Genomic DNA, 9,089 nt, shown 5'->3' with positions numbered 1-9,089 from the left:
ATTTAGTGTTTTTTAAGAACATCTCTACTTTTATTACACCAAAATTATCTACTTTTATTTTTAAATTTAGATGAGATAGACTTAAATTTTTTAATAGTATACAATGGTTTGTATAACCTTATTTTAGGAGGCATTTTATGAGTAAGGAAATATCACAAGATACTATTTCAAAATTTGAACAAGATTTAAATAATCATCCTGTTTTTAACGTTGCTAGTCACGCAGCCCAAGAAAATGGGATTTTTAAAGCAAGTCAAAACTTACAAACAAAAATTGATCTTGATCCAACTTTTTCTATCGAAATTGAAACTGGAAAGCCAGCTGACCAAAAGCAATCTGGTCGCTGCTGGATGTTTAGTGCACTAAACACTATGCGTCACCCATTACAAAAGAAATTCAATTTAAAGGATTTCGAATTATCTCAAAACTACACTAACTTCTGGGATAAATTTGAAAAGTCAAACTGGTTCTTTGAAAATGTAATTGCTACTGCTGACAAAGATCTTGGCGATCGCAAAGTTTCATTCTTGTTTACTACTCCACAACAAGATGGTGGTCAATGGGATATGCTCTGCGGCATTATTGAAAAATATGGTATCGTACCAAAGAGCGTTTATCCAGAAACAGCCAATGCAACCAGTTCAAATGCTTTAAACGACACTTTAAATACCTTACTTCGCAAAGATGGATTAGAATTACGTGAACTGGTAAATAAAGGTAAGAGTGAAGATGAAATTGAAGCACGTAAAAATGAAATGCTTAATGATGTCTTCCGCATTTTGGCAACTTCTTTAGGTCTTCCACCTAAAAAATTTAATTTTGAATACCGTGACGATGATAAGAACTACCACATCGACAAAGATATCACCCCTAAAGAATTCTTTGATAAGTATGTAGGTATGGACTTAGAAAATCATATTTCCACAATTAATGCACCAACTGACGACAAACCTTTCCACAAGGTATTTTCTGTTGAATACCTCGGCAATGTTGTTGGCGGGCGCCAAGTTCGTCACCTTAACTTAAAAGTTGATGAAATGAAAGACCTAATTATCAAACAATTAAAAAATGGTGAAGTTGTTTGGTTTGGATCAAATGTGGTCAAAGATTCTGAACGTCGTGCAGGATTGCTGGATACCAATCTCTACAAAAGAGATCAATTATTTGACGTTGACTTCAAAATGACTAAAGCTCAAATGCTTGATTCTGGCGAAAGTATGATGGACCACGCAATGGTAATCACTGGTGTAGATATTGTTGATGGTAAACCAACTAAGTGGAAAATCGAAAACTCTTGGGGTGATAAACCTGGATTTAAGGGATACTTTGTGATGAGTGATTCTTGGTTTGATTCATTTGTTTACCAAGCAGTTATCAACAAGAAATACTTACCAGAAGATCTTAAAAAAGCCTTTGATGAAGGAAAACATGATCCAATTCAATTGCTTCCATGGGATCCAATGGGTGCTTTAGCATTTGATAATTAATTCTTATATTTCGCTTTATAAAGATAGCTAACCAAGCTATCTTTATTTTTTTATATTGGTGTATACTTTTTATGAACAACTACTTGGAGGAATAGTTTAATGTCACTTAAAAAGTACTTTAAATTTGTTGAAATTCAAACTTCTGCACTTTCAATTTACGCATATGCCTTAGGTGCAGCTTTTATTTATTTTTATTTTAATCACTGGAATTTACTTAATTCTATTATATTTTTTATTAGTGAAATGATCTTAGATAATATGATTACTGCTATCAACAATGTTATGGACTATATCCTTGCAAAAGATGAACAAAGTAAAGCTGATAGCGTCATCGTTAAAGAAAATATTTCTCTCCCTCTAGCGTTTACTTATATTACGGTATTATTGATAATTTCTGCGATTTTAGGATTATGGCTCTGTTTTAGAACAAATTGGGTTTTATTTTTCGCGGGTGGATTGCTATTTTTAATCGTTTTGTCTTACACCTCTGGTCCTTTTCCTATATCTAGAATGCCGATTGGGGAATTTATATGTGGTATTGCCCAGGGAATGGGAGTGCCTTTCTTATTTGCTTACGTCAATGATAATTACAAGCAAATTATGACTTTAAACTTTTTACGTTTAAACAATGGCGACTGGACTTTCAGCTTAAATGGTTCTTTAACGACAGTATTAGCGTTAATCGTAATTTGTATTCCTTCAATTTGTTACAATTCTAATGTCATGTTAGCTAATAACTTATCTGACGTTGAAGCTGACAAAAGAAATGAACGTGCTACTTTACCAGTAGTTTTTGGCAGATTCAAAGCTAATTGGCTTTACCAATTCTTTGGTTATATTCCTTTTATTTGCATTATTATTGCAGTCATCTTCAAGATGGCGCCTATCTTGTCATTGTTAACATTATTGACTTTTCCCAAGATTCACAAAAATATTAAAGCATTTATTGCTCACCCCAATAAATCTAAGACTTTTCCATTATCCTTACAAAACTATAAGCTTTTCATTGCCGTGCAGGCAGCTACAATCTTTGTTGGAGCAATAATCCATTTTTAAAACAAAAAAGACCAGAAGATAGTTGAAATTCTATCTTCTGGTTTTTCTTTAAAATAATGGGTCTGCCTTTTTACGCCAGCGATTACAACGAGTATCTAAAATTTCTAAAATAATAAACAAGATAAAAGCTACAATACTTAAGATCACAATCCCAGCATACATTTTGGTGTATTCCATCTTGGACCATTCATCCATGATATAATATCCCAGCCCAACTTGCGTTCCATAAACTTCAGTCATAAACAAAATTGCAAAGGAAGCTGACAATTCAATACGAACGGCCGATAAAGTTCCTGCAATCGACGCAGGCCAAGTGACGTATTTAAAAATTTGCCAATGACTTGCTTTTAACACATCTAAACTGTTGTATAAATCACTGGGTATTTGTCTGACTTGATCTCTCACTGAAACGATTACCTGAAATACATTTGCTAAAAAAAGCATCCCGATTTTCGATTTTTCTCCTAAACCCAAAAATAACATCAATATTGGTAGTAAAGAAATTTTAGGGATTGGATATAAAAAATACAACATCGGATTAGCAATCCTACCGAATTTGGGCAAACGTACAATCATAATTCCAATAATCACTCCAACAGCAGTAGCTGATAATAATCCCCAAAATACTCGATATACTGACGCATAAATATCTAAACCGATATTTTCTCTAAATAGACTTGGTATTATTGCGTATACTGAAAAAGGATTAGGCAAAATATCTTTATTGATAGCAAGGGCGATCACATACCAAATGATATTAAGGATAATAATTGCAATCAGCAAATTTTTTATTCTACGCGCCAAAGGTCAATTACCTCCTTTTGCAAATTAGTTAAAATTTGGGCAAATTTTTCATTTTCTCGACGATCTTTAGGAGCGATTTCTTTTAATGGATTTTGTCTCAATTGCCCCGTTTTATGAGCCAAGATAAATAGATTATCACTAAAAATCAGCGCTTCTTCTAGGTTGTGGGTAATCATCAATGTGGTAATCTGTGAATTGGATAATTGCTTTAGCAATAGATTTTCTGCGGTTTGCTTAACTACAGTATCTAGTGCCGAAAAAGGTTCATCCAACAATAAAATATCTGGCTTTAAGCAAAAAGCTTTAGCTAAAGCTACCCTTTGTTTTTGCCCACCGCTTAATTCATTAGGAAATTTATGGATAATATCAGTTAATTGAAGCTTATTTTCAATACGCTTAATTGCTTGCTGGTTTTCTGAATCTAATTTAGCCTTATTTCTAATTTTTATTCCCAGGGAAATATTTTTATGAACATCAAACCAAGGTAATAATCCAAAATCTTGTGGAACCCAAGCGATAGTTTGTTTTTGCAAATTGAGCTTTTGTTCATTCCATAAAATTGATCCCTGATACGGAATTAGCTGACAAATGGCTGAAATCAGTGTGGTCTTCCCTATTCCAGAAGGTCCGATCACCGCTGTTGTCGAATTGTTGTTAATATTTAAGTTGATCTTTTCAAGTATAAGTTTGTTATTACGTTTAATAGATACGTTCTTTAATGTAAGCATTATTTGACTGGAACAATATAATCTGATGGATTTACTTTCTTAGTAAAGAATCCTTCTTCTTTAGCAAATTTCAATACTTGTTTCATAGTATCAACATTTGGAGTCTTAGTTTTGTTATAGCGAGGGAATTCTTTTGGAGCAGCTTTAGCAACTGGAGCAGGTAGAGATAGATCTTTTTCCATTACCTCAGTAAGCACTTGGGGATGTTCATTTAATTCATCGACAGCTTGGTTATAAGCCTTCAAAAATTTATCTCTTACATTTTTATCAGTTAACAATTTACCCTTAGCTGCTAAAGCAGTTACTTGGAAGTTAGGAGCACTTTGTGTCAAAATCTTGCATCCCTGAACTTTAGCCATCGTTAAAAATGTTTGAGGTAAAACAGCTGCTGCAGCTTGATTGTTTTTAATCATTTCTAAACGTTGCGGAATTTGAGGCACATTTACCTGATCAACATCTTTAGGGTTAACGCCATTTTGCTTTAAAGTTTTATACATGTAATAAGACGTAACTTGACGCGCCATGTTGGCAACTTTTTTACCCTTCAAGTCCTTTACTGACTTGATGTCAGAATTTTTAGGAATAGCCACTCCAAATCGACCAGTTAATTGAGTAATTAACTTCCAATCAGGCTTTTTACTACGCATATAAGAGGTAAATGATGTAAAGTCTACAACTGCAGCATCAGCTTGACCTGCACTTGTAGCTGCATCACGTTTATTAGGATCTTTAAATAAATTGAGCTTGACATCTAAGCCTTGCTTTTTAAAATAGCCTTTATCTACAGCAACATATAAAGGTGCACTATCTGGGGCAGCCATCGTTGCAACAGTGATTTTCGTTGTTTTTGCATCTTGGCTGCTAGTTGAAGTACTAGAGTTTTTGCTTTCTTTAGGAGAACATGCAACTACTAAAGAAAGTACTCCCAAAATCAATACTACCGGCATAATTACTCGTTTAAATTTCATTTTAGTCCTCCAATAAATTAACTTATTACTTTTCAAGTATCACACTTTTTCTATACAACGGCAAGATAAAAAGGCTACAGCCAGAGGCTGCAACCTTTACCAAATATGTAATAAACGAGTAGGATCAATTTTGCTTAAATTAAATTGGTGAACATGTTGTGTAGAATTTTCTGGAAATTCCTTAACAAAGTCAGCCAAATTATAAAGCCCTGTTGAGTATGACCAAACCCCTTTTACTTTTCTGATTGGGTCAAGCATTTCATTTCTAATCGGATATGCCGAAATTAAGAAATGCTTATGATGGAATTTAAATACGAAATATGGAAGTTTAAAATCTTCTACAACTTCTTGAGGGGTCTTACCCAAAGAAATTACATTGTGATATGTTCCGAATTTTTTGTTAAATTCATCATTGAATGAAAAATAGAAATTTGAAATATGCACATGTGGAAAATCTTCAGCTTTAACCTTGTCAGGAATACAAATCACATGTGAAAAATGATCGAGATTCTTTTCTTTTTGATCTAATGCCCTCTCCATTCCGGTAGGAAGAATCTTATAAGCCCAGTCAGGAACCTCTGGATGCTTTTCATATTCTTCATACATCATTTTTACAACTTCCGGTTTAACCCAGTCGTAATGCATTCTAGTTTGATTCCTTCTAAGCAAACTAGGTAATGTGTTATTCTGCATTAAATCTACTACAAATAATTCATATCGATACTTATCTACCCAAGGTTTAAAATGTTCAATCTGATCAAGACTGATATGGGTTCCATCGACAATTACAGTTTCCCCATTGGCCATCTTGTGCTCTACTAAGTTATCAACCAATTGCTGTGTACGAACAGTCACATGGCGCGGAATAACTTGGTGTAAGGTATCAGTACCCTTCTCGTAATATACAGTTAAATCAGCTAATAATAAACGAATTTGATCACGAGAAATTGCGTAAGGTTGCAAATGATGGCGCGCAATAAATGAGGACTTTCCCGAGCCAGGTGCTCCTCGAAGTAAGAATATTTTACGCATAATTTTCTCCAAACTATTATTTAAGATCAATTAAATATACTCGTAAAAAATTCTACCATAAAATCACGCTCAGAACGACCTAATAAAAAAGAATGCTTAGTCTTTATACAAAATTTCTTTATTTATAATCTGCAAATTAGAGTCAAAAGTGTAAACAATTGGTTGAGCATTTGGAACTTCTAATTTAACAATATCTTGATCATTAATATCTTCTAGTTTTTTTATAAGAGCACGCAAACTAGAGCCATGCGCTACGACTAATTGATCATTTCCAGCTAAAAGTTGTGGCGCAATATGATCAATATAATATGGCATTAATCGTTTTTGGGTTTGATGTAAGCTTTCACCTTGTGGCATAAGGCGCATATCGTAACCCTTATAACGTCGATCTTGAACCGGCTGGGCTAATAATGGCGGAACGCTGTCAAATCCTCGGCGCCACTTTAAGACTTGCTTTTGGCCAAAAACTTTGCGTGATACATCCTTATTAATGCCTCTTAAAGCTCCATAGTGGCGTTCATTGAGGCGCCAGGTCTTAGTAATCGGCAAATATAAAAAATCGCAGATATCAGCAATTATATTGGCTGTGATGATAGCACGTGACAAAACAGAAGTATGGATATGAGTAGGTACAAAATCTGGAATCTTTTCTACTTTTAAGCCTGCTGACTTAGCTTGCTCAATTCCTTTAGCACTCAAAGCCACATCATTCCAGCCAGTATAAACATTATCGCGATTAGCGATACTTTCACCATGTCTAACTAATACAAGCTTTACCAATTTTACTACCACCTAGTGTACAAACAACAAAATAATACCAGCCAAAGTTAAAATGATTCCTACAACCAAAAAAGCTAGTAAAACATTTCTTCTTTTTTTAAGAATTACTGAATTACCGATTACTTTTTTATTTAGCTGATCTCGACGATTATATACAATTGATAAATCATATAAACCCACAATAATTAAAATTATTGCTGTCCAAATACTAACCTTCATAACTTTCCTCTATAATCTCAATGCCAAAATAGGGCAATTATACCACCAATAGTAAAAATCACACCTAAAATCAAAAAAGCTTTCGCAGCTGTTTTATTTGGCTTAATGTTTTTATTTGAAGCTTTTTGTTTATCAGCAGCTTTGGGCCATCTTTGATAGGCTAAATATAAATCCCAAATTCCCATCAAAATGACGATGATAATTGACCAAATACCTATTTTCATAAATTTACCTAATCATCTTTTCCAACTACGATCATTTTTTCTTTTATGCCACGTTTACATTCAGCTTGTAAAGTAATGTGGTTGATGCCTAACGGCTCTAGTTTTTCTTGGACATCTGTATAAATTTTTTCTAGGTCACTAACCTTTAAAGTAGTCGGTACATTAATGTGCGCATCTAACATTGTCATGCTGTCTGAATATTTCCACAAGTGAACATGGTGGACGTTTTCAATTTCTGGAAGAGCAAGCATCAAATTCTTTACCTCTTCCAAATTAATACTTGGATTAGACTCCATTAACACATTAGCGGCATTGAGCGTAACTTTGACTGCTTCATACAAAATAAAGGCAGACACTAAAATAGTCAATACTGGATCAAGCCAGTCACATCCAAAGGCACGAATAATTAACGCCCCAACAACTACAACTACACTAGATAGTGCATCTGAAAGCATATGAATAAAAGTTGACTTAACGTTTAGATTCTTCTTGGAGTCTTGGTGCATAATGAGCATTGAAATTATGTTAGCTGCTAAACCAATTACAGCCACAATCAACATCAAATTGCCTTTAATTGGTTCAGGCTTGGCAAAACGCATGCATGCTTCAATAAATAAAAACACACAGATGACAATTAAAATTATGCCATTGGTAAACGCTGCTAAAGTTTCGGCTCTTTCATACCCAAAGGTTTTGTTTTTATTTTTATCCTTTTTACTAATTAGATGAGCAATAAACGATAAAACAATCGCCCCTGTATCGCCCAAGTTATGCAAAGCATCTGATAAAAGTGCTAAAGATCCTGAGAAAATCCCTCCCAAGATTTCCGCAATAGTAATAACAAAATTCAAAAAAGTAACTATAACAAATTTAACCGATGTTTTATCTCGCATGGATTATTTACTCCTTACCAATAAAATTTTAACATAGGCGAAATAAAAAATATCCCCGTTTTGGGAACGAAGATATTTTAAAGATTTACTAATTCAGTATTTTTAATATTATAATCCACAATCTCAAATTTCCCATTATCATGAATAATGCCGCGAGTTACACTACCATTTTCAGGGAAGGCAATAACATGAGAGCCGTTAGATTTGTTCCAGTATTTAATAGCTAAAGTCTTGATGAAATCGCCGTGAGAGACGATTAAAATTCTACCTAAGCCTTTAGTTTCTTGAGCTAATTGTTCTACAGCTTGATCCATCCTTTCGTCCAATTCTTCGCTATTTTCAGCTAAATGACGAGGATCTGCCTTTTTAGTGGCTTCTCTAAAATTGTAGATACCTAATTGGTCAATAATCTTATCAACATTTGTTTCTGGCTTAAGTCCACCAGCTACAGCAACTTTTTTCCAAGTTTCATCAATATCGTCACCTTCAAAAGCACCAAAGAAAACTTCTCTGAAAGCTGGTAATTTTTTAATCTTACCTATTTCAGATACTTCGTTAAAATCTTTCATCAAGTGTACAGTATCAATTGCACGTTTTAGGTCTGAGCTGTACATTTTATCAAAGTGGACCTGTGATAAATTTCGAGCAGTTACTTTTAAGTCGTTAATTCCTTTAACTGTTAATGGAGAATCCGACCAACCTTGAACTTTATTCAATTGGTTAAACATTGTTTCTCCGTGTCTAATTAGATAAACTTCAGTTGACATCGACATCTTTCCTTTCTATTTTATTGTTTCACGCGATATTTGTAATTCATTATTTCAATAATATCAGATTATTTGATGAATGCAACACTTTTAAAAATAGCCACCACATTTTGTGTTTCACGGAATTACAA

11 protein-coding genes are annotated in these 9,089 nt (G+C 33.8%); 2 read left to right on the top strand and 9 right to left on the bottom strand.

Features of this window, described 5'->3' with window-relative positions; genetic code table 11:
- Positions 1-137 precede the first annotated feature (137 nt).
- Positions 138-1,487 carry an aminopeptidase C gene (gene pepC / locus Q0Y70_RS08700; RefSeq protein WP_297819882.1) on the top strand — a complete coding sequence of 450 codons (1,350 nt, stop codon included), beginning with the start codon at positions 138-140 and terminating at the stop codon, positions 1,485-1,487.
- Between the two features lie 99 nt (positions 1,488-1,586).
- A complete protein-coding gene (locus tag Q0Y70_RS08695; RefSeq protein ID WP_297819879.1) occupies positions 1,587-2,543 on the top strand; it encodes a UbiA family prenyltransferase in 957 nt (318 codons plus the stop codon).
- A gap of 48 nt (positions 2,544-2,591) precedes the next feature.
- Here the strand turns inward: Q0Y70_RS08695 and Q0Y70_RS08690 are convergent, their stop codons facing one another.
- The 9 genes from Q0Y70_RS08690 to Q0Y70_RS08650 all read right to left on the bottom strand — a co-directional run bounded on the left by Q0Y70_RS08690 (position 2,592) and on the right by Q0Y70_RS08650 (position 8,958).
- Positions 2,592-3,347, bottom strand: a complete 756-nt coding sequence (locus Q0Y70_RS08690) for an ABC transporter permease (protein ID WP_297819875.1) — start codon at positions 3,345-3,347, stop codon at positions 2,592-2,594.
- On the bottom strand, positions 3,332-4,075 hold the full coding sequence (locus tag Q0Y70_RS08685) for an ABC transporter ATP-binding protein (protein WP_297819872.1): 744 nt from the start codon (positions 4,073-4,075) through the stop codon (positions 3,332-3,334). Before Q0Y70_RS08685 ends, Q0Y70_RS08690 begins: the two co-directional genes overlap by 16 nt.
- Positions 4,075-5,043, bottom strand: coding sequence for an ABC transporter substrate-binding protein (locus Q0Y70_RS08680; protein ID WP_297819869.1), 969 nt, complete (start codon positions 5,041-5,043; stop codon positions 4,075-4,077). Before Q0Y70_RS08680 ends, Q0Y70_RS08685 begins: the two co-directional genes overlap by 1 nt.
- Positions 5,044-5,139: 96 nt before the next feature.
- A complete protein-coding gene (locus tag Q0Y70_RS08675; protein ID WP_297819865.1) occupies positions 5,140-6,075 on the bottom strand; it encodes an AAA family ATPase in 936 nt (311 codons plus the stop codon).
- Between the two features lie 96 nt (positions 6,076-6,171).
- The gene (locus Q0Y70_RS08670; protein WP_297819863.1) at positions 6,172-6,855 is read right to left on the bottom strand and encodes a 2,3-diphosphoglycerate-dependent phosphoglycerate mutase; all 684 of its coding nucleotides are present in this window, start codon (positions 6,853-6,855) and stop codon (positions 6,172-6,174) included.
- 12 nt (positions 6,856-6,867) lie between these two features.
- Complete coding sequence (locus Q0Y70_RS08665; protein WP_297819860.1) at positions 6,868-7,074, bottom strand: hypothetical protein; 207 nt, start codon at positions 7,072-7,074, stop codon at positions 6,868-6,870.
- 17 nt (positions 7,075-7,091) lie between these two features.
- Positions 7,092-7,298, bottom strand: a complete 207-nt coding sequence (locus Q0Y70_RS08660; protein ID WP_297819857.1) for a hypothetical protein — start codon at positions 7,296-7,298, stop codon at positions 7,092-7,094.
- Positions 7,299-7,306: 8 nt separating this feature from the next.
- The gene (locus Q0Y70_RS08655; RefSeq protein WP_297819854.1) at positions 7,307-8,191 is read right to left on the bottom strand and encodes a cation diffusion facilitator family transporter; all 885 of its coding nucleotides are present in this window, start codon (positions 8,189-8,191) and stop codon (positions 7,307-7,309) included.
- 77 nt (positions 8,192-8,268) lie between these two features.
- Positions 8,269-8,958, bottom strand: a complete 690-nt coding sequence (locus tag Q0Y70_RS08650; RefSeq protein ID WP_297819851.1) for a histidine phosphatase family protein — start codon at positions 8,956-8,958, stop codon at positions 8,269-8,271.
- Positions 8,959-9,089 lie beyond the last annotated feature (131 nt).

It is taken from the genome of uncultured Lactobacillus sp. (genome assembly GCF_947367085.1).
Taxonomy (GTDB): Bacteria; Bacillota; Bacilli; order Lactobacillales; family Lactobacillaceae; genus Lactobacillus.
The sequence above is the reverse complement of the archived record's forward strand: the minus strand, read 5'-3'. Positions and strand labels throughout refer to the sequence as shown.

What these genes read in the sequence shown, in the direction of transcription:
- pepC (WP_297819882.1), top strand. Translation starts at nt 138, where the DNA reads ATGAGTAAGGAAATATCACAAGATACTATTTCAAAATTTGAACAAGAT.
- Q0Y70_RS08695 (WP_297819879.1), top strand. Translation starts at nt 1,587, where the DNA reads ATGTCACTTAAAAAGTACTTTAAATTTGTTGAAATTCAAACTTCTGCA.
- Q0Y70_RS08685 (WP_297819872.1), bottom strand. Translation starts at nt 4,075, where the DNA reads ATGCTTACATTAAAGAACGTATCTATTAAACGTAATAACAAACTTATA.
- Q0Y70_RS08680 (WP_297819869.1), bottom strand. Translation starts at nt 5,043, where the DNA reads ATGAAATTTAAACGAGTAATTATGCCGGTAGTATTGATTTTGGGAGTA.
- Q0Y70_RS08675 (WP_297819865.1), bottom strand. Translation starts at nt 6,075, where the DNA reads ATGCGTAAAATATTCTTACTTCGAGGAGCACCTGGCTCGGGAAAGTCC.
- Q0Y70_RS08665 (WP_297819860.1), bottom strand. Translation starts at nt 7,074, where the DNA reads ATGAAGGTTAGTATTTGGACAGCAATAATTTTAATTATTGTGGGTTTA.
- Q0Y70_RS08660 (WP_297819857.1), bottom strand. Translation starts at nt 7,298, where the DNA reads ATGAAAATAGGTATTTGGTCAATTATCATCGTCATTTTGATGGGAATT.
- Q0Y70_RS08655 (WP_297819854.1), bottom strand. Translation starts at nt 8,191, where the DNA reads ATGCGAGATAAAACATCGGTTAAATTTGTTATAGTTACTTTTTTGAAT.
- Q0Y70_RS08650 (WP_297819851.1), bottom strand. Translation starts at nt 8,958, where the DNA reads ATGTCAACTGAAGTTTATCTAATTAGACACGGAGAAACAATGTTTAAC.